This window comes from Mycolicibacterium sp. XJ662, assembly GCF_053484035.1.
Genome location: NZ_JBEFTL010000006.1, coordinates 154,801 through 181,455, shown reverse-complemented (window position 1 = coordinate 181,455; position 26,655 = coordinate 154,801). Strand labels below are relative to the sequence as shown.

The 26,655-nt window shown below is 68.1% G+C and carries 22 protein-coding genes; 11 read left to right on the top strand and 11 right to left on the bottom strand.

The genetic code is table 11. From position 1 onward, the window contains the following. The first annotated feature begins 1 nt into the window (after position 1). Positions 2–1,516 carry a leucyl aminopeptidase gene (locus ABQE93_RS17910; RefSeq protein WP_448409240.1) on the top strand — a complete coding sequence of 505 codons (1,515 nt, stop codon included), beginning with the start codon at positions 2–4 and terminating at the stop codon, positions 1,514–1,516. A gap of 54 nt (positions 1,517–1,570) precedes the next feature. On the opposite strand, the gene ABQE93_RS17905 is transcribed toward ABQE93_RS17910, so the two are convergent. Together ABQE93_RS17905 and ABQE93_RS17900 are read right to left on the bottom strand one after the other, a co-directional pair. After that, entirely contained in the window at positions 1,571–3,337 is a 1,767-nt protein-coding gene (locus ABQE93_RS17905) for an SDR family oxidoreductase (RefSeq protein ID WP_448409242.1), read from the bottom strand. A gap of 53 nt (positions 3,338–3,390) precedes the next feature. Then, complete coding sequence (locus ABQE93_RS17900) at positions 3,391–3,735, bottom strand: oxidoreductase (RefSeq protein ID WP_448409243.1); 345 nt, start codon at positions 3,733–3,735, stop codon at positions 3,391–3,393. Between the two features lie 154 nt (positions 3,736–3,889). On the opposite strand from ABQE93_RS17900, the gene sucB reads away from it, so the two are divergent. The 7 genes from sucB (at position 3,890) to ABQE93_RS17865 (ending at position 11,751) form a co-directional block, all read left to right on the top strand. Next, positions 3,890–5,683 (top strand): 2-oxoglutarate dehydrogenase, E2 component, dihydrolipoamide succinyltransferase, encoded by a 1,794-nt coding sequence (gene sucB / locus ABQE93_RS17895; protein ID WP_448409245.1) that lies wholly within the window; start codon positions 3,890–3,892, stop codon positions 5,681–5,683. A 4-nt stretch (positions 5,684–5,687) separates the two neighbouring features. Next, positions 5,688–6,590, top strand: a complete 903-nt coding sequence (locus ABQE93_RS17890) for a TIGR01777 family oxidoreductase (RefSeq protein WP_448409246.1) — start codon at positions 5,688–5,690, stop codon at positions 6,588–6,590. A gap of 10 nt (positions 6,591–6,600) precedes the next feature. Then, a complete protein-coding gene (gene lipB / locus ABQE93_RS17885; RefSeq protein ID WP_448409248.1) occupies positions 6,601–7,287 on the top strand; it encodes a lipoyl(octanoyl) transferase LipB in 687 nt (228 codons plus the stop codon). Beyond that, complete coding sequence (gene lipA / locus ABQE93_RS17880; protein WP_448409250.1) at positions 7,284–8,216, top strand: lipoyl synthase; 933 nt, start codon at positions 7,284–7,286, stop codon at positions 8,214–8,216. The genes lipB and lipA overlap by 4 nt, the downstream gene beginning before the upstream one ends. A 4-nt stretch (positions 8,217–8,220) precedes the next feature. After that, complete coding sequence (locus ABQE93_RS17875; RefSeq protein ID WP_448409252.1) at positions 8,221–8,973, top strand: DUF4191 domain-containing protein; 753 nt, start codon at positions 8,221–8,223, stop codon at positions 8,971–8,973. Positions 8,974–8,991: 18 nt separating this feature from the next. Beyond that, positions 8,992–10,794: an amidohydrolase gene (locus tag ABQE93_RS17870; RefSeq protein ID WP_448409253.1), complete on the top strand. Its 1,803-nt coding sequence runs from the start codon at positions 8,992–8,994 to the stop codon at positions 10,792–10,794. Between the two features lie 84 nt (positions 10,795–10,878). After that, positions 10,879–11,751, top strand: a complete 873-nt coding sequence (locus tag ABQE93_RS17865; protein WP_448409255.1) for a type IV toxin-antitoxin system AbiEi family antitoxin — start codon at positions 10,879–10,881, stop codon at positions 11,749–11,751. Positions 11,752–11,757: 6 nt separating this feature from the next. Here ABQE93_RS17865 and ABQE93_RS17860 read toward each other — a convergent pair whose 3' ends face one another. Further along, positions 11,758–12,246, bottom strand: a complete 489-nt coding sequence (locus ABQE93_RS17860) for an RDD family protein (protein WP_448409256.1) — start codon at positions 12,244–12,246, stop codon at positions 11,758–11,760. Positions 12,247–12,404: 158 nt separating this feature from the next. On the opposite strand from ABQE93_RS17860, the gene glnA (ABQE93_RS17855) reads away from it, so the two are divergent. Beyond that, entirely contained in the window at positions 12,405–13,841 is a 1,437-nt protein-coding gene (glnA, locus tag ABQE93_RS17855) for a type I glutamate--ammonia ligase (protein ID WP_448409258.1), read from the top strand. Positions 13,842–13,926: 85 nt separating this feature from the next. After that, entirely contained in the window at positions 13,927–14,409 is a 483-nt protein-coding gene (locus ABQE93_RS17850; protein WP_448409260.1) for a DoxX family protein, read from the top strand. A gap of 3 nt (positions 14,410–14,412) precedes the next feature. On the opposite strand, the gene ABQE93_RS17845 is transcribed toward ABQE93_RS17850, so the two are convergent. From ABQE93_RS17845 to ABQE93_RS17815, 7 genes are all read right to left on the bottom strand, one after another. Next, positions 14,413–15,270, bottom strand: a complete 858-nt coding sequence (locus ABQE93_RS17845) for a TIGR03619 family F420-dependent LLM class oxidoreductase (RefSeq protein ID WP_448409262.1) — start codon at positions 15,268–15,270, stop codon at positions 14,413–14,415. Then, complete coding sequence (locus ABQE93_RS17840; RefSeq protein ID WP_448409264.1) at positions 15,267–15,899, bottom strand: PaaI family thioesterase; 633 nt, start codon at positions 15,897–15,899, stop codon at positions 15,267–15,269. Before ABQE93_RS17840 ends, ABQE93_RS17845 begins: the two co-directional genes overlap by 4 nt. A 9-nt stretch (positions 15,900–15,908) precedes the next feature. Beyond that, positions 15,909–18,884 carry a bifunctional [glutamine synthetase] adenylyltransferase/[glutamine synthetase]-adenylyl-L-tyrosine phosphorylase gene (locus ABQE93_RS17835; protein ID WP_448409265.1) on the bottom strand — a complete coding sequence of 992 codons (2,976 nt, stop codon included), beginning with the start codon at positions 18,882–18,884 and terminating at the stop codon, positions 15,909–15,911. Positions 18,885–18,915: 31 nt separating this feature from the next. Continuing rightward, a complete protein-coding gene (gene glnA / locus ABQE93_RS17830; RefSeq protein ID WP_448409266.1) occupies positions 18,916–20,256 on the bottom strand; it encodes a type I glutamate--ammonia ligase in 1,341 nt (446 codons plus the stop codon). Positions 20,257–20,317: 61 nt separating this feature from the next. Further along, positions 20,318–21,847, bottom strand: coding sequence for an alpha/beta hydrolase (locus ABQE93_RS17825; protein ID WP_448409267.1), 1,530 nt, complete (start codon positions 21,845–21,847; stop codon positions 20,318–20,320). 77 nt (positions 21,848–21,924) lie between these two features. After that, positions 21,925–23,439, bottom strand: coding sequence for an alpha/beta hydrolase (locus tag ABQE93_RS17820; protein WP_448409268.1), 1,515 nt, complete (start codon positions 23,437–23,439; stop codon positions 21,925–21,927). Positions 23,440–23,484: 45 nt separating this feature from the next. Continuing rightward, positions 23,485–24,876: a WS/DGAT/MGAT family O-acyltransferase gene (locus ABQE93_RS17815; protein ID WP_448409270.1), complete on the bottom strand. Its 1,392-nt coding sequence runs from the start codon at positions 24,874–24,876 to the stop codon at positions 23,485–23,487. A 160-nt stretch (positions 24,877–25,036) separates the two neighbouring features. On the opposite strand from ABQE93_RS17815, the gene panB reads away from it, so the two are divergent. Further along, positions 25,037–25,870, top strand: a complete 834-nt coding sequence (panB, locus tag ABQE93_RS17810; RefSeq protein ID WP_448409271.1) for a 3-methyl-2-oxobutanoate hydroxymethyltransferase — start codon at positions 25,037–25,039, stop codon at positions 25,868–25,870. Here panB and ABQE93_RS17805 read toward each other — a convergent pair. Next, positions 25,867–26,646: an enoyl-CoA hydratase/isomerase family protein gene (locus tag ABQE93_RS17805; RefSeq protein WP_448409273.1), complete on the bottom strand. Its 780-nt coding sequence runs from the start codon at positions 26,644–26,646 to the stop codon at positions 25,867–25,869. The two genes, panB and ABQE93_RS17805, sit on opposite strands and share 4 nt — an antisense overlap. Between the last annotated feature and the right edge of the window lie 9 nt (positions 26,647–26,655).

The window sequence follows — 26,655 nt, the reverse complement described above, 5'->3', positions numbered from 1 at the left end:
CGTGAGCACTGCAAACACCGGTTACCAGGCCCCCAGCGTCTCCGTCAGTTCGTCGCTGCCCAAGCGCAAGGTCGACTCGTCCGTGCTGATCGTGCCCGTGGTCAGCGGGCCAGAGGACAACGCGGCGCCGACCGTCGTACCCAACCCGTTCCTCAGCGCCGAGGCCGTCGGCGAGATCGAGGCCGCGCTCGAGGCGCTGGGCGCCAAGGGCGGCACCGAGTCGATCACCCGCCTCGTGGCGCCGTCGCTGCCGGTCGGCAGCGTGCTGGCAGTCGGGCTCGGCAAGGACTCCGGCGAATGGTCGGCCGACGTGATCCGGCGCGCCGCCGGCGTGGCCGCGCGCTCGCTCAACGGCACCGAGACGGCGATCACCACGCTGTCGGACATCGACCTGGACGCGGCGGTCGAAGGGCTGATCCTCGGCGCCTACCGGTTCACCGACTTCCGCAGCGACAAGACCGCGCCCAAGGACACCGGGCTGCGGGCGATCACCGCGCTGACGAGCAAGCCCGAGAAGGACGTGGCGCAGCGCGCCGCCGACATCGCCACCGCGGTGGCCACCGCCCGCGATTTCGTCAACACCCCGCCTTCTCACCTGTTTCCTGGCGAATTCGCCAAGCGCGCAAAGGCTTTGGGCGAATCGGCCGGACTTCAGGTGGAGGTGCTCGACGAGAAAGCACTCGAGAAGGCGGGCTACGGCGGCATCATCGGCGTCGGCAAGGGGTCGTCGCGCCCGCCGCGGCTGGTGCGGCTGACGCACAAGGGCGCCAAGCGGAACGGCAAGCGGGTGGCGCTGGTCGGCAAGGGCATCACGTTCGACACCGGCGGCATCTCGATCAAGCCGGCGGCCAACATGCACCACATGACCTCCGACATGGGTGGGGCCGCGGCCGTCATCGCCACGGTGGTGCTGGCGGCCAAGCAGAAGCTGCCGATCGACGTCATCGCCACGGTGCCGATGGCCGAGAACATGCCGTCGGCGACCGCGCAGCGGCCCGGTGACGTGCTCACCCAGTACGGCGGCATCACGGTGGAGGTGCTCAACACCGACGCCGAGGGCAGGCTGGTGCTGGCCGATGCGATCGTGCGGGCCGGCGAGGACGAGCCCGACTACCTGATCGAGACGTCGACGCTGACCGGCGCGCAGACCGTGGCGCTGGGCGCCCGCACCCCCGGGGTGATGGGCAGCGACGAGTTCCGCGACCGGGTCGCCGAGCTGTCGCAGCGCGTGGGTGAGAACGGCTGGCCGATGCCGCTGCCCGAGGAGCTCAAGGACGATCTCAAGTCGACGGTGGCCGACCTGGCCAACGTCAGCGGTTCGCGCTTCGCGGGCATGCTGGTCGCCGGCACGTATCTGCGGGAGTTCGTGCCCGAGGGTGTGCAGTGGGCGCACATCGACATCGCGGGCCCGGCCTACAACACCAGCGGTCCGTGGGGTTACACCGGCAAGGGCGGTACGGGTGTGCCGACGCGGACGATGTTCGCGGTCCTGGAGGACATAGCCGCGAGCGGCTGATCAGACAGAAACCGCGAGCGGCTGATCAGACAGAAGCCGCGAGCGGCTGAGGCGTCAAAGTACGCGGGCGCGGGCGGTGCTTCGCATGGCCTGCGGCAGCAGATGGGCCGCACCGTAGACGAAATAAGCCTCGGGCGCGACGGGTCGAATCGGCTTGTTCTTCTTGACCGCCGACACGATCGCCTTGGCCGCCTTCTCCGGACCGTATCGGCGCAGCGCGAACAGCTTCTCGAGCTGCGCGCGCCGCGCCTCCACACCATCCTGCTTACCTGCCGGCGCGTTGAAGCGGGTGGTGTGCACGATGTTGGTGTTGATCACCCCGGGACACACCGTGGTCAGCCCGACGCCGGCCTGATCCAGCTCGGCGCGCAGGCAGTCGCCGAACATGAACACCGCGGCCTTGCTGGTCGCATAGGCGTTCATCGCCTGCTGCGGTGCGTACGCCGCCATCGACGAGATGTTGACGATGTGCCCGCCGGTCCCGCGCTCGACGAGTCGACGGCCAAAAGACCTGCAGCAGTTGACGACTCCACCGAAGTTGATGCTCAACACCCGGTCGTACTCGTCGCGCGGGGTGTCCAGGAACATCCCGGAGTGCCCGACGCCGGCGTTGTTGACCACAACGTCGGGCACGCCGTGCGCTGCGCAGATCTGCTCGGCGAAGCGTTCCACCGCGTCGGCATCGGACACATCGAGGCGGTACGCGTGCGCCACACCGCCGCGCGCGGCGATCTGGGCGGCGGTCTCCTTGGCGGCGGCCTCGTCGATATCGCTGACCACCACGTCGGCGCCCTCACCGGCGAACGCCAGCGCGGTCTCGCGGCCGATGCCGCTGCCCGCGCCGGTCACCGAAACCAGTGTGTCCCCGAAGTATTTGCGCGACCTGCCGACCTGTGCCCGCAACAGGCCGCGGCTCGCCGGGCTCCCGTCGAGATGGTCGACGAGCTCGTGCACCGACTGCGCGATCAGCTGCGGATGAGACATCGGCGACCAGTGCCCGGCGTGCACGTCACGGCGCCACAGCCGCGCCACCCACTTCTCGGTGTCGTCGTAGACGAACGGCCGCACGTGCGGATCGTTGACGTTGACGATCAGCTGCACCGGAACGTCGACGTAGTGGTCGGTCCTGGCGGCGCTCAGCGACCGAAAGTAGTTGGCGGGGTAGACCTTCAGGCTGTTGACAGCGTCGGCGGCGACGTCGGCGGAATGGCGGATCTGTTCACCGCTGATGCCCTCGCGCTGCAGGCGCCGCGTCATGGCCCCGGCGCGGAAGCCGCGCCGCACGACCGCCTGCCCCACGACCGGGACGGAGAACAGCACCATGTACCAGAACGCCGTCATCTGCCGCAGCGCCCGGACGAACCGCCGGGGCCGGTACGGACGTTTGAGGCTGTCCAGCACGTAGTGGTTGAGGTGATCGGCGCTCGGGCCCGAGACCGAGGTGAACGACGCGACCCGGTCACGCGCCTCGGGACGCGACAGGTACTCCCACACCGCCGTCGAACCCCAGTCGTGGGCCAGCACATGCACCGGCGCACCGGGGCCGATCTCGCCGAGAACAGCAGCGAAATCGTCGGCGTAACAAGATATCCGGTAGTCGGAGATCTTCTTCGGCACCGAGGTCTTGCCGACGCCGCGGTTGTCGTAGCGCACGATGCGGAACCGGTCGGCCAACAGCGGCACCACGCCATCCCATACGACATGAGAATCCGGCCAACCGTGCACCAGAACCACCGTCGGACCGTCGGGGTTGCCTTGTTCGTATACCGCGATCCGGACACCGTCAGCGCTGTCGACGAACCGCTCGGTGATGTCGCCCATCACACCTCCACCCGAAGTTAGTGGGACCGCCGGTAACGTAGCAGGCCCGTCGGTTAAGAGTCCCCGAGCTCCTTGCGGAGGGCGCGGCGGCGTTCGATGCGGCGACGTTCGTCGAAGTCACGCATCCGCTGGGGGTAGCCGACCTTCTGCACGTCGTAGACCGGGATGTTGAGACGTTGCGAGAGCCGCCGGGCACCGGCTTCTCCCCCGGTCGTGCGCCGCGTCCATTCGCCGTCGGCAGCGACCAGCACAACGGTGACGTCGGTGACGGTGGTCTTGGGTTCGACGAAAGCCTCTACCCCGTAATGGTCGGCGACCCACTGGCGCAGGTATTGCAGATCGGTGGCTTGGCCGCTTTTGGTGCGCGCGCCGCGCCGGAATTTGCCGAACAATCGCACTCGGGTCGCACTCCCTTCGTCTACCTCCCAAGATAGTGCCAGAGCAAACGGTCGACAGGTCTGAGGCGAACCAGGCGCGCAGACGTGAAAGGATGGGTTACGACGATCGACCGAGCAAAAGACTGACCGTTCGAGGGAGCGAGGGAGTCGATACATGGCCATCTCTGTTGAAATGCCCGCACTCGGTGAGAGCGTCACCGAGGGCACTGTCACCCGTTGGCTGAAGCAAGAGGGCGACACGGTCGAACAGGATGAGCCGCTGCTGGAGGTATCCACCGACAAGGTCGACACCGAGATTCCCTCCCCCGCCTCCGGGGTGCTGAAGAAGATCATCGCCCAGGAGGACGATACCGTTGAGGTGGGCGGCGAACTGGCCGTGATCGGCGACGCCGACGAGGACGACGATTCCGGTGGTGGTGACGGGGACCAGAAGGAGCCCGCCGAGGAAGCCGAGGAAGAGAAGCCGGCCGAACAGCCCGCCGCGCAGTCTGAACCGGCCGCCGAAGAGCAGGAGGAGCCGGCCGAGACCCCCTCACCCCCGGCCGATGACAGCGGCAACGGCGGCGGAGACTCCGCAGAGGCGACGCCGGTCCTGATGCCCGAGCTCGGCGAGTCGGTGACCGAGGGCACCGTGACGCGGTGGCTGAAGAAGGTCGGCGACACGGTCGAGGTGGACGAGCCGCTGCTCGAGGTCTCCACCGACAAGGTCGACACCGAGATTCCCTCACCGGTGGCCGGCACCCTGCTGTCGATCACCGCCGAAGAAGACGACACCGTCGAGGTCGGCGGCGAGTTGGCCAAGGTCGGTGCCGCCGGTGCCGCCCCGGCCAAACAGGAATCGAAACCCGAACCCGAGCCGGAACCCGAACCCGAGCCCGAGCCCGAGCCCGAGCCCGAACCCGAACCCGAGCCGAAGCAGGAGCCCAAGTCCGAGCCCAAGCCGGAACCCAAGTCCGAGCCCAAACCGGAGCCCAAGGCCGAAACCAAGGCGCAGCCCACCGGCGACTCGACGCCCTACGTCACGCCGCTGGTGCGAAAGCTGGCCGCCGAGAACAACATCGACCTCACCACGGTGAAGGGCACCGGTGTCGGTGGCCGAATCCGCAAGCAGGACGTGTTGGCCGCGGCGGAAGCCGCAAAGGCGCCGGCTGATGAACCGGCCCCCCAGCCGTCGGCTGCGCAGCCGGCCCGACAGGCCCCGACACCGGCACCGGCCCTGGCGCATCTGCGCGGCAGCACGCAGAAGGCCAGCCGGATCCGCCAGATCACCGCCAAGAAGACACGCGAATCTTTGCAGGCCACAGCGCAATTGACGCAGACCCACGAGGTCGACATGACCAAGATCGTGGCGCTGCGGGCAAAGGCCAAGGCCAGCTTCGCCGAACGCGAGGGCGTGAACCTGACGTATCTGCCGTTCATCGCCGTCGCGGTGGTCGACGCGCTCAAGGCGCATCCGAACGTCAACGCCAGCTACAACGAGGACACCAAGGAGATCACCTACTTCGACGCCGAGCACCTCGGCATCGCGGTCGACACCGAACAGGGTCTGCTGTCCCCGGTGATCAAGAACGCCGGCGACCTGTCGTTGGCGGGGCTGGCCCGCGCGATCGCCGACATCGCCGCGCGCGCCCGTTCGGCTGACCTCAAACCCGACGAGTTGTCCGGTGGCACGTTCACCATCACCAACATCGGCAGCCAGGGCGCGCTGTTCGACACCCCGATCCTGGTGCCGCCGCAGGCGGCGATGCTGGGCACCGGGGCGATCGTCAAACGACCCCGGGTGATCGCCGACGAGTTCGGCAACGAGTCGATCGGTATCCGGTCGGTGTGCTACCTGCCGCTGACCTACGACCACCGGTTGATCGACGGCGCCGACGCCGGACGTTTCCTGACCACCATCAAGCGCCGACTCGAAGAGGGCGCGTTCGAGGCCGACCTGGGTCTGTAGGCCGATGTCCGTCGTCGCGATCGCCGGTTCGTCCGGCCTGATCGGCACGGCGCTGGTGTACGCACTGCGCGCCACCGACCATCGGGTGCTGCGGATCGTGCGCAGGGCCCCGTCCAACGTCGACGAGGTGTTCTGGAACCCCGACACCGGCGAGTTCGATGCCGGTGTGCTGGCCGGCGTCGACGCGGTCGTGAACCTGTGCGGGGTCAACCTCGGCGCCAAACGCTGGTCGGGCGCGTTCAAGCAGAGCCTGCGTGACAGCCGCATCGGGCCCACGGAGGTGCTGGCCTCGGCGGTCGCGGCGGCGCAGGTGCCGACGCTGATCAACGCCAGCGCGGTCGGCTACTACGGCGACACCGACAGCCGCATCACCGACGAGTCCGCCCCGTCCGGTGACGGGTTTCTGGCCCAGCTGTGCCGGGACTGGGAGGACGCCGCCTTGGCCGCCCAACACGCGGGGGCACGGGTGGTGCTGGCCCGCTCCGGGCTGGTGCTGGCCCCGTCCGGCGGCATCCTTGGCCGGCTGAAGCCGTTGTTCTCGCTCGGGTTGGGCGCGCGGTTGGGCAACGGCCGCCAGTACATGCCGTGGATCAGCCTGGAGGACGAGGTGCGCGCACTGATGTTCGCGATCGCCCACGGCGACCTGTCCGGCCCGGTCAACATGACCGGTCCCGCGCCGGTCACCAACGCCGAGTTCACCGCGGCGCTCGGTCGGGCGGTCAACCGTCCCACCCCGCTGGCGGTGCCGGGCTTCGCGGTGCGCGCGCTGCTCGGCGAGTTCGCCGACGAGGGCGTGCTCGGCGGCCAGCGCGTCATCCCGGCGGTGCTGGAGGCGGCGGGTTTCCGGTTTCACCACAACACCATCGGCGAGGCGCTGGCATTCGCCACCGGCCGAAACCCCACGTAGATTCATAGCCATGGCGGCGATGTCGATCCGGTCGGTGCAGTCACCGGTCGACGTGCGGCGACTTGGCACCGTCGACTACGAAACGGCCTGGCAGCTGCAGCGTGAGCTGGCCGATGCCCGCGTCGCCGGCGGGCCGGACACGTTGCTGCTGCTCGAGCATCCGCCGGTGTACACCGCCGGCCGGCGCACCCTGCCGGAGGAGCGCCCACTCCCCGACGTCTCGGACACGCCGGTCGTCGACACCGACCGCGGCGGCAAGATCACCTGGCACGGGCCGGGACAGCTGGTCGGTTACCCCATCGTCGGGCTCGCCGAACCGGTCGACGTGGTGAACTTCGTTCGGCGCATTGAAGAATCGTTGATCAAGGTGTGCGCCGACCTCGGGCTGGCCACCGCCCGGGTGGCGGGACGCTCCGGGGTGTGGGTGCCGGCCGACGGGGCGCGCCCGGCGCGCAAGGTCGCCGCCATCGGCATCCGGGTATCGCGGGCCACGACGCTGCACGGGTTCGCGCTGAACTGCGACTGCGACCTGAGCGCCTACGACGCGATCGTGCCGTGCGGTATCGCCGACGCCGGGGTCACCTCGCTGAGCGCCGAGTTGGGCCGCCGGGTCGGCATCGACGAGGTGCTGGGCCCGGTGACCGAGGCCGTTTGCGACGCGCTCGACGGCCGCCTGTCAGTAGCATTGACGACGTGACCGTCTCACCGGAAGGCCGTAAGCTGCTGCGTCTGGAGGTGCGCAACGCCGAGACGCCGATCGAGCGCAAGCCGCCGTGGATCAAGACGCGGGCCAAGATGGGCCCGGAATACCAGGAGCTCAAGGCCCTGGTCCGGCGCGAAGGCCTGCACACCGTATGCGAGGAAGCCGGCTGCCCCAACATCTACGAGTGCTGGGAGGACCGCGAGGCCACCTTCCTCATCGGCGGCGAACAGTGCACCCGGCGCTGCGACTTCTGCCAGATCGACACCGGCAAGCCCGCCGAGCTGGACCGCGACGAGCCGCGCCGCGTCGCCGAGAGCGTGCACACCATGGGGCTGCGCTACTCGACGGTCACCGGGGTGGCGCGCGACGATCTGCCCGACGGCGGCGCCTGGCTGTACGCCGAGACCGTGCGCGCCATCAAGGCGCTCAACCCCGACACCGGCGTCGAGCTGCTGATCCCCGACTTCAACGGTGACCCCGCGCTGCTGGAGCAGGTCTTCGACGCACGCCCAGAAGTGTTGGCGCACAACCTGGAGACAGTGCCGCGCATCTTCAAGCGGATCCGGCCCGGCTTCCGCTACGACCGCAGCCTGCAGGTGTTGACGGCGGCGCGCGCGTACGGGCTGGTGACCAAGTCCAACCTCATCCTCGGGATGGGCGAGACGCCCGAGGAGGTGCGCGAAGCGCTGCGCGAGCTGTACGACGCCGGCTGCGACATCGTCACCATCACCCAGTACCTGCGGCCTTCGGTGCGTCACCACCCGGTGGAGCGGTGGGTGAAGCCCGAGGAGTTCGTCGAGCACGAACAGTTCGCCAACGAACTCGGGTTCGCCGGGGTGCTTGCCGGGCCGCTGGTGCGGTCGTCGTATCGGGCCGGCCGGCTGTATGCCCAGGCGAAGGCGACATCGGACTCCGTATCCTGAGGGCATGGCGAAAACCCGCAACCCTGCGGCCGTGAAGGCCGCGAAAGCCGAAGCGAAGGCGGCCCGTAAGGCGGCGTCCAAGCAGCGCCGCACGCAGCTGTGGCAGGCGTTTCAGGTCCAACGCAAAGAGGACAAGCGCCTGCTGCCCTACATGATCGCCGCGTTCGTGGTGATTGTGGGCGCGTCGGTGGTGCTGGGGTTGATGGCCGGCGGGTTCAGCACCTACATGATGATTCCGCTCGGCGTGGTGCTCGGCGCGCTGGTGGCGTTCATCATCTTCGGCCGGCGCGCGCAGAAGTCGGTCTACCGCAAGGCCGAGGGGCAGGCCGGCGCGGCCGCGTGGGCGCTGGAGAACATGCGCGGTAAGTGGCGGGTCACCCCCGGCGTCGCGGCCACCGGCCACTTCGACGCGGTGCACCGGGTGATCGGACGTCCGGGTGTCATCTTCGTCGGCGAGGGCTCCGCGACCCGCGTCAAACCGCTGCTGGCCCAGGAGAAAAAGCGCACCGCCCGACTGGTCGGCGACATCCCCATCTACGACATCATCATCGGCAAGGGCGAGGGCGAGGTCCCGTTGGCCAAGCTCGAACGCCATCTCAACAAGCTGCCTGCCAACATCACCGTCAAGCAGCTGGACTCCCTGGAGTCCCGGTTGGCCGCGCTGGGCACCAAGGTCGGCCCCGCCGCCATGCCCAAGGGTCCGCTGCCCGCCCAGGCCAAGATGCGCGGCGTGCAGCGCACCGTCCGGCGACGCTGACGCGCGGTCGCCGGCCAGATGTGTACAGCATGTGAATGGGCGCCGGCTTTCTCGGCCATCACCACCCGTCGTGCGGTGTTGCGCGGCGCGGGGGTCGTGCTCGCGGCGACGGCGTTGAGCGCCTGCGCGCCACGCTCAGAAGACCCCCGACCGACCGCGTCGCCCGGCGCTGACGACCCCGCGGACTTCGTCTTCCGCAACGGGCCGATCTACACCGTCACGGGCTCCGATCCGTGGGCGCAGGCCGTGGCCGTGCGCGGTAACACGATCGTGCACGTCGGCGACGAGGCCGGCGCGATGGCGCTGGCCGGGCCCGACACCCGGGTGGTCGACCTCAACGGCCGGCTGCTGATGCCGGGTTTCGTCGAGGGCCACATCCACCCGTTCCTCGGCGCGTTCCTCACCTCCGGCGTCGACCTGCAGGTGCCGACGGGCGCCGACGCGCTGGCCGCGATCGAGGCGTACGCCGACGAGCATCCGACCGGACCCGTACGCGGATTCGGTTGGCGCGTGGACATGTTCGGACCCGAGGGCCCGACCCGCACCGACTTGGACCGCGTCCTACCGGACCGCCCCGGGTTCTTCTTCGCGATCGACGGGCACAGCCTGTGGGCCAACACCAAGGCCCTCGAGATGGCCGGTGTCGACCGCGACACCGAGGATCCGGTTCCCGGGTTCAGCTATTACGCCCGCGACCCCAACGGTGATCCGACCGGATACGTGCTGGAGGTCAACGCGGCGCTGAGCCTCGTCGACGCGATCGAGCCGATCTCCGCCGAAACCATGGGGCGGTTGCTTGAGGAGTGGACGCCGAAGGCGTCCGCGGCGGGTATCACGTCGGTGTTCGACGCGGGCGTGCCACCCATCGGCGCCGATCAGGGCGCGCTGATCGGCCTGTACACCGACGTCGAACAGCGCGGACAGTTGCCGTTTCGGGTGGTGGCCTCCTACAGCGTGAAGTCCGCGCCTGCCGATGACGTCGTCGCCCAGATCACCGACATCCGCAACCGGTTCTCGACGGATCTGGTGCGCGCGGACGTCGTCAAGATCGTCGGCGACGGCACCCAGGGCGGCTACACGGCCTGGCTGATCGAGCCGTATGCGGACAAACCGGACTCCACCGGCGGATCGCCGTTCACCGAGGAACAGTGGCACCGCCTGATCGGTGACGTCGACGCCGCAGGCTTCGACGTGCATGTGCACGCCTGCGGTGAACGCACGACGCGCGTCGCCCTCGACGCGATCGAGCGCGCGGTGGCCGCCAATCCGCCGCGCGACCGCAGGCACGCCATCGCCCATCTGGTCTACGTCGAGGATCCCGACAGCGGTCGCTTCGGTGAACTCGGCGTCGTCGCGCAGTTTTCGGCGAACTGGATGTCGCCGGATCCCGACACCATGCAGAACATGGTGGCGCGCTACGGACCGCCGCGAGCCGATCTGCTGTACCGGCCTCAGGACGTGCTGAGGTCCGGCGGCCGGGTCTCCCTGGGCACCGACTGGCCCGCGGCGGGATACTTCTCCACCTACAAGCCGCTGGACGCGATCCAGATCGGGGTCACCCGGCAGCTGATCGGCCAGCAGGGCGACGCGGTGCTGGCGCCCGCGGACCAACGGCTGTCGGTCACCGAGGCGGTGTACGCCAACACGATGGGTGCGGCCTACCAGCTGCGGATGGACGATCGGGTGGGCTCGCTGGAGGTCGGCAAGCTCGCCGACATGATCGTGCTCGACGAGAACATCCTCGAGGTCGACCCGCACGACATCGCGAAGGCCACCGTCGCGCTGACGATGATGAACGGGCAGATCCGCCACGAAGTGTGACCCTTGTTTCGCCGAACGTGAGCTTGTGTTCGAGATTTCGACGATTTTTCGAACAGAACTTCACGTTGGACGGAACCGGCCGCGGTGCGCCTGCGTCCAATCGGTATGCAGCCTTTTCTCGGCACCGAAGCGCTGGCCGCCGGATTGGTCACCCGGTATCAGCTTGCGACGCGGTACGACGCGCTCTTCCGCAACGTATACGTCCCGAGGGGGTGCGTCGTGACACCGGTCGACAAGGCGGTCGGTGCGTGGCTGTGGTCGGGGCGGCGCGCGACCGCCGCCGGGCTTTCCGCTGCGGCACTGTACGGCTGCCGTTGGATCGACGCGGAACTGCCGACCGAGCTGAACCAGGCCAGCAGACACAAGACCAAGGGCATCGTGCTGCACAGCGACATCCTCGATGACGACGAGCGCCGCGTCGTCAAGGGCGTGCCGGCAACCACGCCGGCCCGCACGGCTTTCGACCTCGGCCGCCGCCTCAGCACCGAGACCGCGGTGATCCGGATCGACGCGTTGATTCAGGCCACCGGTCTGAAAGCCGAGTCGGTCAACGTCATCGCCGAGCGCCACCGCGGTGCCCGTGGACTCGTCAACCTGCGCAAGGCGCTCGAGTTGTCCGTCCCCGGCGCGGAGTCACCGCAGGAGACCCGCACCCGCCTGGTCCTGACCGCAGCGGGTCTGCGACCCACGCACACCCAGATCGAAGTGTTCGACGGATACGACCACGTCGCCCGGATCGACATGGGTATCCGAAATGGAAGGTCGGGGTCGAGTACGGACGGTCCGCAACACTGGATCGACGCGGCTGTGCGCAGCCGGGACATTGAACGTCAGACCGAGCTCGAGGCGCTCGGTTGGCGCATCGTGCGGGTGAATGCCGACATGTTGCGGTATCGAAGGTCGCTCATCGTCACCCGCACCATTGCCGCGCTGCGGGCGGCCGGAGCAGCCGTATGACCAGCGTCAGCGGCGTACGACGGCGGTGTTGGTGAATCGGTCCTGGTAACCGCGGAAATCACCGTCGGTGAACAGCGCGGGGATGACGAAGAACACCAGCAGGCTGCGCACGGTGGCGCGCCCGAGGCCGACGTGCATCCGGTGGTCGATCGAGGCCACCCGCAACCCGAACGCGTACTGGCCGGGGGTGAAACCGTACAGGCGGACCGAGACGATGCCGAGCAACACCCAGACCAGCGCGATCGACGTCGAGCCCAGCGGGGTGTACAAAAAGTCGTCACGGCTGACCAGTCCGACGCCCACCACCAGCCCCACCAGCCCGTAGGCGATGAACCAGTCGATCAGCAGCGCACCGATGCGCCTGCCGAACCGGGCGATCGAGCCTGGCCCGGTCTCGGGCAGACCGAGTCGCTGTCCCGGGTAGTCGTTGGGTCCCAGATCACTGCTCGGTCCCGACAGCCAGGACCCCAGCCGAGAACCATCTGCGCGGGCCATAGTGACAGGATATGTGTGACCCCGCCGGGGCCATCGGCCGCCAGCAGTAAGTCACCGAGGGACATTGCGTAACTTCGGCGCAACATCCGGTTGACGACCGTGCAACATCGTGTCCTTAGCGTCAACGCGCGGGTTACGAAATATAAGGAGAGAACTCAGTGGCAGAAAAGACCGCCGACGACATTCTCAAGCTGATCAAGGACGAAGACGTACAGTACGTCGACATTCGGTTCTGCGATCTGCCCGGCGTCGTTCAGCACTTCTCGATCCCGGCTTCGGCCTTCACACAGGATGTCTTCGAAGACGGCTTGGCCTTCGACGGCTCGTCGGTCCGCGGATTCCAGTCGATCCACGAATCCGACATGATGCTGCTGCCGGATCCCGAGACCGCACGCATCGATCCGTTCCGCGCCGCCAAGACGCTGAACCTGAACTTTTTCGTGCACGATCCGTTCACCCGCGAGGCCTACTCGCGTGACCCGCGCAACGTGGCCCGCAAGGCGGAGAACTACCTGGCCAGCACCGGTATCGCCGACACCGCGTACTTCGGTGCCGAAGCTGAGTTCTACATCTTCGACTCGGTGTCGTTCGACTCGCAGATGAACAGCACGTTCTACGAGATCGACTCGGTGGCCGGGTGGTGGAACACCGGTGAGTCGGTGGAGTCCGACGGCAGCGCCAACCGCGGCTACAAGGTGCGCCCGAAGGGCGGCTACTTCCCGGTCGCGCCGTACGACCACTTCGTCGACCTGCGCGACGAGATGTGCACGAACCTCCAGAACGCCGGCTTCATCCTGGAGCGCGGCCACCACGAGGTGGGCACCGCCGGCCAGGCCGAGATCAACTACAAGTTCAACACGATGCTGCACGCGGCCGATGATCTGCTGCTGTTCAAGTACATCATCAAGAACACCGCGTGGCAGGCCGGCAAGACCGTGACGTTCATGCCCAAGCCGCTGTTCGGTGACAACGGCTCCGGGATGCACGCGCACCAGTCGCTGTGGAAGGACGGTCAGCCGCTGTTCCACGACGAGTCCGGCTACGCCGGGCTCTCGGACACGGCGCGCCACTACATCGGCGGCATCCTGCACCACGCGCCGTCGCTGCTGGCGTTCACCAACCCGACGGTGAACTCCTACAAGCGGCTGGTGCCCGGCTACGAGGCGCCGATCAACCTGGTGTACAGCCAGCGCAACCGCAGTGCCTGCGTGCGCATCCCGATCACCGGCAACAATCCCAAGGCCAAGCGTCTGGAGTTCCGTTGTCCGGACAGCTCGGGCAACCCGTACCTGGCGTTCGCGGCGATGCTGATGGCCGGCCTCGACGGCATCAAGAAGAAGATGGAGCCCCTGGCGCCGGTCGACAAGGATCTCTACGAGTTGCCGCCGGACGAGGCCGCCAGCATCCCGCAGGCGCCGACGTCGCTGTCGGCGGTCATCGACAACCTCGAAGCCGACCATGAATACCTCACGGAGGGCGGCGTTTTCACCGAGGACCTCATCGAGACCTGGATCTCCTACAAGCGCGAGAACGAGATCATGCCCGTGCAGATCCGGCCGCACCCCTACGAGATCGCTTTGTACTACGACGTCTAAGTACTACGACGCGTAATTCAGCGTTGAGCGGTTCGGGCCGGGCGACTTTGGCGCGCCCGGCCCGATTCGGCGTTAGGGTCTTTCAATGACGACCCTGAACAACCGCATGAACACGTACTCTCCGGCGGCGCTGACCGCCTTCCGCGTTATCTTCGGTCTGCTGTTCGCCATCCACGGCTCATCGAAGCTGTTCGGCTGGCCGCTGGGTACCTCGGTCCCCTTCGGCAGCTGGCCCATGTGGTTTGCCGGGGTGATCGAACTGGTCGCGGGCCTTCTGATCACCGTGGGATTGTTCACCCGCATCGCCGCTTTCATCGCCGCCGGCGAGATGGCTGTCGCGTACTTCTGGCAGCATTGGCCGCCGCTTGAAGGCGAGCCGCAGAGCTTCTGGCCGATGGCCAACGGCGGCGAGGCCACGCTGCTGTTCTGCTTCGGTTTCCTGCTGCTGGCCACCATCGGCGCCGGCGCCTACTCCATCGACGGCAGACGCCGCCCGGTAGCCGCCACCACGACCAGAACCACGACCGCCGCGCCCCGCCGCGGTCTGCTCAGCCGCTTCCGGCGGTAGCGCTCAGTCCGGCGCGAGGTCCTTGCGGAACTTGCGCATGCCGTCGATCTTCTCGGCCAACGACGCCTGGGGCCCGCTGTAGAACATCCACGGCATCGTGATGATGCCGGTGATGCCGTTGGCCGCCGCGTGCTCGTAGTGCTCGGGGGTGAACGCATCGGTCAGCGGGGTGATCACCGTGAAATCGTCCATCGTCAGCCCGTTTTCGGCCCGCAGCTCGGCCAACCGCTGAACGCGTTCGATGGCGCGCTCGGTGGTGATCAGGTCGCCGATCCAGCCGTCGTGGCGCGCCGCGCGGCGTAACGCGATGTCGGACAGCCCGCCGACGTAGATCGGGATCGGCGGCGGCGACGGCTCCATTTCCAGCCGGGGCGTCTGATAGAACTCTCCGTCGAACTCCGTGTAACCGGGTTTCCAGAGTTCCTTCATCAGCGTCAGCATCTCGTCGGTGCGCTTGCCGCGCCGCGTGAACTGCTGGCCCATCAATGTGAATTCCTCTTCACACCAGCCGACGCCGACGCCCAACTCCACGCGGCCACCGGCCAGCACTGCCGCCGTGCCGATCGACTTCGCCGCCGAGTACGGGTCACGCATGGCGGGTAGATACACCGTGGTGACGAACCGCACCCGCGTGGTGACCAGGGCCAGCGCGCCGATCAGCACCCATGCGTCGGGCCAGTCGGTGAACGGTTCCCACCTTCGGCGTCCGTCCTTGGTGTACGGATAGGGGGTCTTCAGCGTCTCGAGGTTGACGACATGGTCCGGCACACCCAAACCTTCGTAGCCGAGATCGTCTGCGGCCTTGGCAATTTCGACGACCTCATGGGTGTCGAGGAAGGCCAGGCTGACATAAAAGTTCATCCCGCGTCCCTGGCCCACGCCGGCACGATGAACACGCCTTCGGCCTCCACGGTGGTGCCGTCAGCGTCGCTGAGCGTGCCCCGCGCATAGGTTTTGGCGCCCTCGATTCTGTCGACGTACGCTTCGGCACGCACCGGCCCCAGCGGGGTGCCGCGCAGGTACCGCAGCGTGATGTTGCCGGTGAACTTCGGTTTGACGAGCGCGTCGGTGGCCGCTTCACCGAGGATGTGGTCGAGTACCAGCGCGCAGATGCCGCCGTGCACCCAGCCCGGAGGCCCCTCATAGGCGATCCCCAACGTGAACTCGCTCCAGCACCGTCCGTCGACCTCGTGGTGGATCTCCATCGGCGGGGCGATCGCATTGTGCAGTCCGACAGCGGGATTGGCCAGGGGCAGCGGTCGACCCGTGCTCTCGTGCATCAGCGTGGTGGCGGAGCGCTGTTTGCGTTCGAGCATCTCGGTGGCGGCTTCGATCGCCGACTGCGCGTCGCGCACGGTGTTCTCGTCGACGTCGGTGTGCACGCCCGCGGAGATGAGTCGGCGCAGCGACTCGGCCAGCGGTCCGTACAGCGAGCGCAGCCGGTCGTACTCCTCCGCGGTCACCACGTCGTATCGGAATTCCATGCTCATCGGCGCTGCCTATCCATCAAAGACCTTTCGTACCACTGCTTTTGCCCGGCGGGTCACCCGCAGGTAGTTGTCCAGGAACTCACCGCCGTCGTCGCTGTCCCAGCCTGCGGCCACCGCGACGGCGTTCAGCTGCCTGCCGGGACCGGGTAGCTGGTCGGTCGGCTTACCCCGCACCAGGACCAGCGCGTTGCGGGCGCCGGTGGCCGTCAGCCACGCCTCCCGCAACAGGTCCACATCGCCTTCGGCGATCAACTCGGCCGCGCCGATGGCGTTGAGCGCCTCCAGCGTCGAGGTGGTGTGCAGGGTGTCGACCTCGTGCGCGTGCCGCAGTTGCACAAGCTGCACCGTCCACTCGATGTCGGCCAGCCCGCCGCGACCCAGTTTCGTGTGGGTGTTGGGGTCCGCACCGCGCGGCAACCGCTCGGCGTCCACGCGGGCCTTGATCCGCCGGATCTCGCGGACGCCTTCGGCGGACATTCCGCCCGCCCGATACCGGATCTTGTCGACCATCAACAGGAACCGCTCCCCCAGGTCGAGATCGCCGGCGACCCGATGGGCGCGCAGCAGCGCCTGCACCTCCCACGGCTGCACCCACTGCGAGTAGTACGCCTCATACGACGCGAGCGTGCGCACCAGCGCACCGTTGCGGCCCTCGGGTCGCAGTGAGGCGTCCACCTCCAGCGGCGGGTCGGAGCTCGGTGAGCCCAGCAGGCCCCGCAACTGCTCGGCGACCGTCGTCGCCCAGCGCACGGCGACCGAATCCTCGACCCCTTCTTCGGCTTCGCACACGAACAGCACGTCGGCATCGGAGCCGTAGCCCAACTCCGCACCGCCCAGGCGGCCCATGCCGATCACCGCGATGCGGGCGGGCGCCACGCCGTCGCGCATGTTCGCGCGCATCACCGACACCAGCGCGGACTGCAACACCGCCACCCACACCGACGTCAGCGCCGCACACACATCGGTCACCTCGAGCATGCCGAGCAGATCGGCCGAGGCGATCCTAGCCAGCTCGCGTCGGCGCAGGGTGCGTGCGGCGGCGATGGCCCGCTTCGGGTCGGGATGTCTTCCGGCGGAGGCGATCAGCGCGCGGGCCACCCCGTCGGGGTCGACGTCGCACAGCTTGGGCCCGTTCGGGCCGTCGGCGTATTGCTGGATGACCTCGGGCGCGCGCATCAACAGTTCGGGGATGTAGGCCGACGTACCCAGAACCTTCATCAGCCGCTTGGCGACGGCGCCTTCGTCGCGCAGCGTCGCCAGATACCAGCGGTGGTCGACGAGCGCCTCGGAAATCCGCCGGTACGCCAGCAGCCCACCGTCGGGGTCCGGCGTATCGGACAGCCAGTCCAGCAGCGTCGGCAGCAGCACCCGCTGCACCTGGCTGCGCCGCCCGCCGCCTGCGGTCAGCGCCCCGAGGTGAGTCAGCGCGCTCTGCGGACCCTCGTAACCCAGTGCGGCAAGCTGCCGTTCGGCGGCCGCGGGCGTCATGCCCTCCTCGAGACCGAGTGCCGCTCCGCTGACCGACTCCAGCAGCGGTTGGTAGAACAGCTTGGCGTGCAACCGCGACACCCGCAAACTCTGTCGTTTGAGCTCTTCGCGCAACACCCCCAGCGCGTCGTGTCTGCCGTCTGGGCGGATGTGGGCGGCCCGGGCCAGCCAGCGCAACGACTCGTCGTCGTCCTCGTCGGGAAGCATGTGGGTGCGCTTGAGGCGCTGCAGCTGCAGCCGGTGCTCGAGCAACCGGAGGAACTCGTATGAGGCGGTCAGGTTGGCGGTGTCGTCGCGGCCGACGTACCCGGCGGCCCCCAGCGCCGCCAACGCGTCGACGGTCGAGGCCACCCGCAGGGATTCGTCGTTGCGGCCGTGCACCAGCTGCAGCAGCTGCACGGCGAACTCGACGTCGCGCAGGCCCCCGGTGCCGAGTTTGATCTCGCGGCTGCGCACCCCGGCGGGCACCAACTCCTCGACGCGTCGGCGCATGGCCTGCACCTCGGACACGAAATCCTCGCGCTCGCAGGCGGTCCACACCATCGGCATCAGCGCGTCGACATAGGCCTGGCCGAGTTCGGCGTCGCCCGCGGCGGGTCTGGCCTTCATCAGCGCCTGATACTCCCAGGTCTTGGCCCAGCGCTGGTAGTAGGCGATATGGGAGTCCAGCGTGCGCACCAGCTGGCCGTGTTTACCCTCCGGCCGCAGCGCGGCGTCGACTTCGAAGAAGGCGTCGGCGGCGAACCGCATCATCTCGCCGGCGACGCGGGTCGCGGCCGCGAGGTCGTCCTCGGCGTTGGCGGCCACGAAGATCACGTCGACGTCGCTGACGTAGTTCAGTTCGCGCGCACCGCATTTGCCCATCGCGATCACGGCGAGCCGCGGCGCCTCGTTCGGGTCCAGCCCCACCGAGCTGATGCCGACGCTCAACGCGGCGCCCAGCGCGGCGTCGGCCAGATCCGACAGGTGCGCCGCGACCGTCGTGAACGGCAGGACGGGTTCGTTCTCCACGGTGGATGCGAGGTCGAGGCCGGCCAGCACCAGCAGCCGGTCCCGGTACAGCGTGCGCAACGGTTGTAGCGCAGCCGTTGTGTCCGTGAGCTTTTCGGCCAGCGACCCGAACCGGTGGCGCAGTTGCTCGGCCATCGGCAACGTCACGTCGCCGGCCAGCAGCCGCCAGGAGTCCGGGTGGGCGACGAGGTGATCGCCGAGCGCAAGCGAGGACCCCAGGATGCTGAACAGCCGGCCGCGCAGGGCACGGTCGGTCAGCAGCTGCTCGTTGAGCTCCGCCCAGCCGATCCGCACCGCGTCGGCCAGCCGCACCATGGCCTTCAGCGCCGTGTCGGCGTCGGGTGCGCGCGACAGCGACCACAGCAGATCGGTGTGCGCGTCGGTGTTCCAGCCCAGCCGATCCAGATCGGCCGGCGCGGACGGTTCGACCAGTCCTAGCCGGCCGACGCTGGGCAGCTTCGGACGCTGCGTCGCTGGTTTGGCCACGGCTTGACGTTAGCGCAAACGCTTTGAGCCGCTACAGGGACAGATACGACTTCAGCTCGTAGGGCGTGACGTGGCTGCGGTAGTTCTCCCATTCGGCGTGCTTGTTACGCAGGAAGTAGTCGAAAACGTGCTCGCCCAACGCTTCTGCGACCAGCTCGGAGTTCTCCATCTCGGTCAGCGCCATGCCGAGGCTCGACGGCAGCTCCTTGTAGCCCATGGCGCTGCGTTCCTCGGAGGTCAGTGTCCAGACGTTGTCCTCGGCCTCCGGGCCCAGCACGTAGTCCTTTTCGATACCGCGCAGCCCGGCGGCCAGCAGCACCGCGAAGGTCAGGTACGGGTTGCACGCGGAGTCGGGGCTGCGCACCTCGACGCGGCGTGAGGACACCTTGTGCGGGGTGTACATCGGCACCCGGACCAGCGCCGAGCGGTTGGCCGCGCCCCACGACGCCGCCGTCGGCGCTTCGCCGCCGTGCACCAGCCGCTTGTAGGAGTTCACCCACTGGTTGGTGACGGCGCTGATCTCGTTGGCGTGCTCGAGGATGCCCGCGATGAACGATTTGGCCACGTTGGACAGCTGCAGCGGATCCTCGGGGCTGTGGAACGCGTTGACCTCGCCCTCGAACAGGCTCATATGGGTGTGCATCGCCGAGCCGGGGTGTTCGCCGAACGGTTTGGGCATGAAGGTGGCGCGCACGCCCTCGCCCAGGGCGATTTCCTTGACGACGTAGCGGAACGTCATGACGTTGTCGGCCATCGACAGCGCGTCGGCGTAACGCAGGTCGATCTCCTGCTGGCCGGGCGCGCCTTCGTGGTGGCTGAACTCCACCGAGATGCCCATCTGCTCGAGCGCGTCGATGGCGTGGCGGCGGAAGTTGGGGGCGGCGTCGTGCACGGCCTGGTCGAAGTAGCCGCCGTTGTCGGCGGGCACCGGCGGGCTGCCGTCGTACTCGCCGGGCTTGAGCAGGAAGAACTCGATCTCCGGGTGCACGTAGCAGGAGAAGCCCAGGTCGCTGGCCTTCGACAGCTGCCTGCGCAGCACGTGGCGCGAGTCCGCCCACGACGGTGAGCCGTCGGGCATGGTGATGTCGCAGAACATCCGCGCCGAATGGTGCTCACCCGAACTGGACGTCCACGGCAGCACCTGAAACGTCGACGGGTCCGGGCGGGCGACCATGTCGGCCTCCGACACCCGGGCGAAGCCCTCGATCGCCGAACCGTCGAAGCCGATGCCCTCTTCGAAGGCCCCTTCGAGTTCGGCGGGCGCGATGGCGACCGACTTGAGGTATCCGAGCACGTCGGTGAACCACAACCGGACGAAGCGGATATCGCGTTCTTCCAGCGTGCGCAGCACGAATTCCTTCTGCCGATCCATGTCCGCAGCGTAGGTCCGAGCTGTTAACTCTGTGTTACACGGGCGCTGCGGATGTGCGCGGTCAGCACCGCAGGCCGTCGGGCGGGACCGTCAGGTCGACCAGGTAGTTCACCACCGCGGTGTCCACGCACGCGTCGCCGTTGAACACCACCGTGTGCTGGGTGCCTTCGAACGTGATCAGCGGCGCCTGCATCTGGCGCGCCAGGTCGACGCCGGCCTGGTACGGCGTGGCGGGGTCGCCGGTGGTCGACACGACGACGGCCTTACCGGGCCCGGGTGAGGACGCTGGCCGCGGCGACGACGTCGGCGGCACCGGCCACATCGCGCACAGGTCGCGCGGCGCGAACCCGGTGAAGGCGCCGTAGGCCATGAACGGCGCCACCTGCCGGATCTGGGCGTCGGCCGCGACCCAGGAGGCGGTGTCGGTCGGGTACGGCGCGTCGACGCAGCGGATCGCCAGAAACGCGTCCTGTTGGTTGCTGTAGTGGCCGTCCTTGTCGCGGCGGTGGTAGTCGTCGGCCAGCAGCAGCAGGTCTGCGGCGTCGGTGCCGCGCGCCAATCCCAGCAGCCCGCTGGTCAGATACGTCCAGTAGCGCTGGGAGTAGAGCGCGTTGACCGTTCCGGTGATCGCGTCGGCGTAGCTCAGGCCCCGTGGATCGGAGGTAAAGGCCGGTCGCTGCACCAACGGGTTCACCAACTGGCGGTAGCGGGCGACGAACTGCGTCGGGTCCGTGCCCAGCGGACAGCCCGCCGACTGCGCGCAGTGCGCCGCGTACTTCTGGAAAGCCTCTTGGAAACCGGCCATTTGGCGGACCCGGGCGGCGATCGGGTCCAGTCCGGGGTTGACCGCGCCGTCGAGCACCATCGTGCGCACCCGCTCACCGAAGTGTTCGGCGTAGGCCGCGCCGAGCTGGGTGCCGTAGGAGAAGCCCAGATAGTTGATTTGGTCTTCGCCGAGGGCGGCGCGCACGACGTCCATATCGCGTGCCGCCGACGCGGTGCCGACGTTGGCCAAAAACTCGGTGCCCATCTTGTCGACGCACATCTGCGCGAGCTGTGCGTACAGCTGCTCGATACGTGTGACGCCCGCCGGGCTGTAGTCGACCATTGGTTCGCGGCGGAAGGCGTCGAACTCGGCGTCGGTGCGGCAGCGCAACTGCGGGGTGGAATGTCCGACGCCGCGGGGGTCGAAGCCGACCAGATCGAAGTGCCGACCGATTTCGCTGCCGGACAGCGCGGCTCCCATCCCGGCGACGGTGTTCACCGCCGATGCGCCGGGACCGCCCGGGTTCACCATCAGCACGCCGATCCGGTCGCCGCTCGCCGGTACCCGGATCACCGCCAATTGCGCTTGGGCCGCTTGCGGATTGGCCGCCTCATTCCAGTCGATAGGCACCGCGACCGTGGCGCACTGGGCGGTGGGGATCTCGCTGGTGTCGGTCACCCACTGCTGGCAGCTACCCCAGACGGGCGGCTGCCCGTAGTGCGTGGCGGTCTGACCCTGCGGCGCCGCCGAGGCGTTCGGGCACAGCGACATCGCCGTCAGCACAGCAATGCCCAGCAACCGGCCCACCCGCCACATGGCAGACATCGTGGCATGGCGGCGGGGCGACGATCGCAGCCGCGATCCAACGGTGACCGTGATGTGATCTGGTGCCGCCCCCCGGATCAGGGACAGCGGGCACCTTCCGGTGGCAGCTCCAGGTCGATCAGGTAGCGCGAGGCGATGTCGTCCACGCACTTGTCACCCTGAAAGACGACCGTGTGCTGGGTGCCCTCGTAGGTGAGCATGGTGCCGCCGAGCTGTTTGGCCAGCTCCTCACCGGCCTCGTACGGTGTGGCCGGGTCGTTGGTGGTCGACACCACCAGCACCGGCGGCAGCCCGTCGACCTCGATCTCGTGGGGTTCGCTGGTCGGCGGTACGGGCCAGAACGCGCAGGTGCTCAGCGGGGCGTGCCCGGTGAACTCGCCGTAGCTCAAGAACGGCGCCGCCTCGCGGACCCGCCGGTCTTCCTCGACGACCTTGGCCCGGTCGGTCACCGCGGGTTTGTCGACACAGTTGACCGCCACCCGCGCGTCGGTCGAGTTGTTGTAGTGGCCGTTTTGATCGCGGCCCATGTAGAGGTCGGCCAACGCCAGCATCGTGTCGCCGGTGCCGTCTTCCAACTCGCTGAGCGCCTGGGTCAGGTGGCGCCACAGGTTCGGCGAGTACAGCGGCAGGATCGTGCCCACGATCGCGTCGGAGTAGCTCAACCCGCGCGGGTCGCGGGTCTCGGCCGGCTCCTGCACCAGCGGGTCGACCAGGCTGTGGTAGACGTCGTTGGCCTTGGCGGGGTCGTCGCCCAGCGGGCAGTCCGGTGTTGAGGCCGCGCAGTCGGCGGCGTAGTCGTCGAACGCGGTCTGGAAGGCCTTCGCCTGGCGGACGTTGGCCTCGACCGGGTCGGCGTTGGGGTCGACGGCTCCGTCGAGGATCATCGCCCGCACCTTGTCCGGATAGTTCTCGGCGTACGTCGCGCCGATCCGGGTGCCGTAGGAGTAGCCCAGGTAGGTCAGCTTCTCGTCGCCGACCGCTTCGCGGATGGCGTCGAGGTCCCTGGCCACGTTGTCGGTGCCGACGTTGGCGAGGAACTCTTCGCCCATCTTGTCCACGCAGCGCTGCACGAACGCCTTGGTCTCCGTCTCGATCTCGGCGACGCCCTCCTCCGAGTAGTCGACCTGCGGGTCGGCGCGCAACCGGTCGTTGTCGGCGTCGGAGTTGCACCACAACGCAGGGGTGGAGTTCGCGACCCCGCGCGGGTCGAAGCCGACGAGGTCGAAGCGCTCCCGCACCGACTCCGGCAGCGACGACGCGACGCTGGCGGCGGCCTCAACACCGGACTCCCCCGGGCCGCCCGGGTTGATGACCAGCGAACCGATCTTGTCGCCGGTGGCAGGAAACCGGATCAGCGCGATCCGGGCGACGTCACCGTCGGGCTTGTCGTAGTCGACCGGCACCGACAACATGCCGCATTCGGCACCCTGGGGAACACGTGACTCGGCGCCGCCCTCCAGTTGGCACGGCTCCCACTGCACCGGCGTGCCGGGCCTGGGCACCGCGATGACGGCGCGTCCGTCGACCGTCGTGCTGCATCCAGCGACGAGGAGCAGCGTTGCGGTCGCGAGGACCCCGATCCTGAGTCTCATGGCACAACATGCTGCCATGACCACCAATATGTCCTGGCTGGACGGCTATCGGGTGGCGGCGAGCAACTCGTCGAGCGCGGCCTTGAAATCATCGGCCATATCCCACAGATCGGGCAGCAAGTCGGGGCACGACACGATGCCGACGTCGAGCTTTCCGGTCAGCGACATCACGGTGATGTTCAACCCGGAGCCGTGGAAAATCGGCCCCAGCGGATACATCGCTTTGGCCTCACAGCCCAGGTAGTACAGCGGCACCTGAGGGCCGGGCACGTTGGAGACGACGAGGTTGTGCACCGGCCTGGCCCCGCTGAGCCGGCTCGCGGCGTACACCCGCATCGCCGCCCCGAACACCGCAGGCGCAGCGAACTGTGTCCAGTCCTGCAGCAGTGTCGCCCCGATCGCCGAACTATGTTGCTTGGCAACCGAATTGGCTTCGGCAATGGACTTGAGCCGTTCAGCCGGGTCCTTGATATGGGTTTCCAGCCGGGAGAACAGGCCCGACACCTGGTTGCGGCCCGGCCGGTCGGATTTTTCGTGCACCGACACCGGCACCATCGCCACCAGCGAGTGCTCCGGCAGTGCGCCGCGGTCGTCCAGGAACTTGCGCAGCACACCGGAGACCAGCGCCAGCACCACGTCGTTGACCTTGACATTGAAGTGGTTCTTCACCGTCTTGATGTCCTCGAGGTCGAGTTCGGCGAACGCGATGTTGCGGTGCGCGGTGACGTTGGCGTTGAAGACCGTGCGCGGGGCGGAGAACGGGGTCGCCATGGTCCGCCCGGAGCGGGCGCGCCGCACGGTGTCCACCACCGAGGTCACCGTTTCGGGCACCGCGTTGGCGAGTTTGAGCGGCCGGGTGGCGAAGCGCAGCGCGCCGCTGACGGCGATCTCGAGCCCGCTGGCGTCACCGGATCCCTCGACGGGATCCGGCGCGGGTGCGTCGGGTTCGGTGCTGCACAGCTGCGACATCATGCTCGCGCCGGTCACCCCGTCGACGCCGGCGTGGTGCACCTTGGTCATCACCACCAGGCGCCCGCCCTCGTACGGGTCGGTGCCGTCGATGTTCTCGATCACCCACTTCTCCCACAGCGGACGGCTGCGGTCGAGCGGCAAAGACGCGATGTGGCCGCAGATTTCGGCGAGTTCGCGGCGGCCACCCGGTCCGGGTAGGCCGATGCGGTGCAGGTGGTGGTCGACGACGAAATCGCGGTCCTCCACCCACACCGGGTGGTCGAGGTTGAACCGGCTGTCGGCCAGCTTCTCGCGGAACTGCGGCATCGCCTTGATCCGCTCGCTCAACTCCTCGCGGAACCGCTCGAACGTGTAGCCGCCCGGCATGGTCGAGGTATCGAGTTCCAGGATCGAGCACACATGCAGTGGCTGTGTGGCGGTTTCGAGATAGAGGAAGCTGGCGTCGAGGCCGCTGAGCCGCTGCATGCCGCCGATCGTAGGCCGGTCAAGCGGTACTGTGAGGAAATCCACTCAACCCGCCTTTTAACTTTCCGCGGCCGCAGTGGCAGACTGACAGGGTCAGACGAAACCCGGGGACCGTTTCGGCCTCGAGGATTCGACCCGACCCACCCATTAGGGGACAACGATGTCTGAGCAGACCGTGTACGGCGCTGCCTCCGCACCGCGGACCAAAACGCGCATTCACCACCTGGCGAAGTGGAAGGCCGAAGGCCACAAGTGGGGCATGTTGACGGCCTACGACTACTCCACCGCAGCCATATTCGACGACGCCGGCATCCCGGTGCTGCTGGTCGGTGATTCGGCGGCCAACGTCGTCTACGGCTATGACACCACCGTGCCGGTGACCATCGACGAGCTCATCCCGCTGGTGCGCGGCGTGGTGCGGGGGGCGCCGCACGCGCTGGTGGTCGCCGACATGCCGTTCGGCAGCTACGAGCAAAGCGCTTCCCTGGCCCTCCAGAGCGCCACCCGGTTCCTGAAAGAGACCGGCGCGCACGCGGTCAAGCTCGAGGGCGGTGAACGCGTCGCCGATCAGATCGCGACGATCAGCGCGGCAGGCATCCCGGTGATGGCGCACATCGGTTTCACCCCGCAGAGCGTCAACGGGCTGGGCGGCTTTCGCGTTCAGGGCCGCGGCGACGGCGCCGAGCAGACCATCCACGACGCGATCGCGGTCCAGGAGGCCGGTGCGTTCAGCGTCGTCATGGAGATGGTGCCCGCCGAGTTGGCCACCCAGATCACCGGCAAGCTGACCATCCCCACCATCGGGATCGGCGCCGGACCCAACTGCGACGCCCAGGTGCTGGTCTGGCAGGACATGGCCGGGCTCACCAGCGGCAAAACGGCCAAGTTCGTCAAGCGGTTCGGCGATGTGGGTGCCGAATTGCGCCGCGCCGCAACGCAGTACGCCGACGAGGTGGCCAGCGGGGAGTTCCCCGCCGACGAGCACTCGTTCTAGGCGAACTCCGCTTTCCGTTTGGCGAGGAACGCATCGACGCCCTCGCGGCCGTCGGCGGACCCGGCCCGTTCGGCGATCAACCGGCTTTCGTGCTCCATCTGCTCCTCGAGGCCGTTCTTGAAGGTGCCGAGCAGCAGTTGTTTGACTCCCCCGTTTGATCCGGCGCTGCTCGCGGCCATCTGGTCGGCCAGTTGCGCGGTCCGGTCGGCCAGTTCGGCGTCGGCGACGACCTCGGTGACCAGTCCCCACTGCGACGCCTCCTGCGCGGAGAGCGTGCGGTTGGTCAGCATCAACTCCTTGGTCTTGGTGATGCCGATCAGCCGCGGCAGGAAGTAGGAGGCGCTGCCGTCGGGGCTGAGCCCGACCCGGGTGTAGGCCATCGTGAACGACGCGGACTCGGCGGCCAGGACCAGGTCCCCGGTGACGGCGACGGAGAACCCGGCTCCCGCGGCGGTGCCGTTGACCGAGGTGATCAGCACGGCGTTCATCCGCGCGAAGCTCGAGATGGCGCGGTGCAGATCGTCGGCGACGCCCTTGACGTGCTGAGCGCGGTCGGGCGCGGTGGCGAAGTCCTTCAGATCGCCTCCGGCGCAGAAGAAACGCCCCGACCCGGTGAGGACCACCACCTTGGTGGCGTCGGTGTCACAACGTTTGGCGGCGTCGGCCAACTCGCGAGTCATGGTGCCGCTCATGCCATTTGCCGCGTCGGGCCGGTTCAGCGTGATCTGGGCGATGGCCCCGGACTGCTCGAACTTGATGGTCTCGTATTCGCTCACCCCTGGACT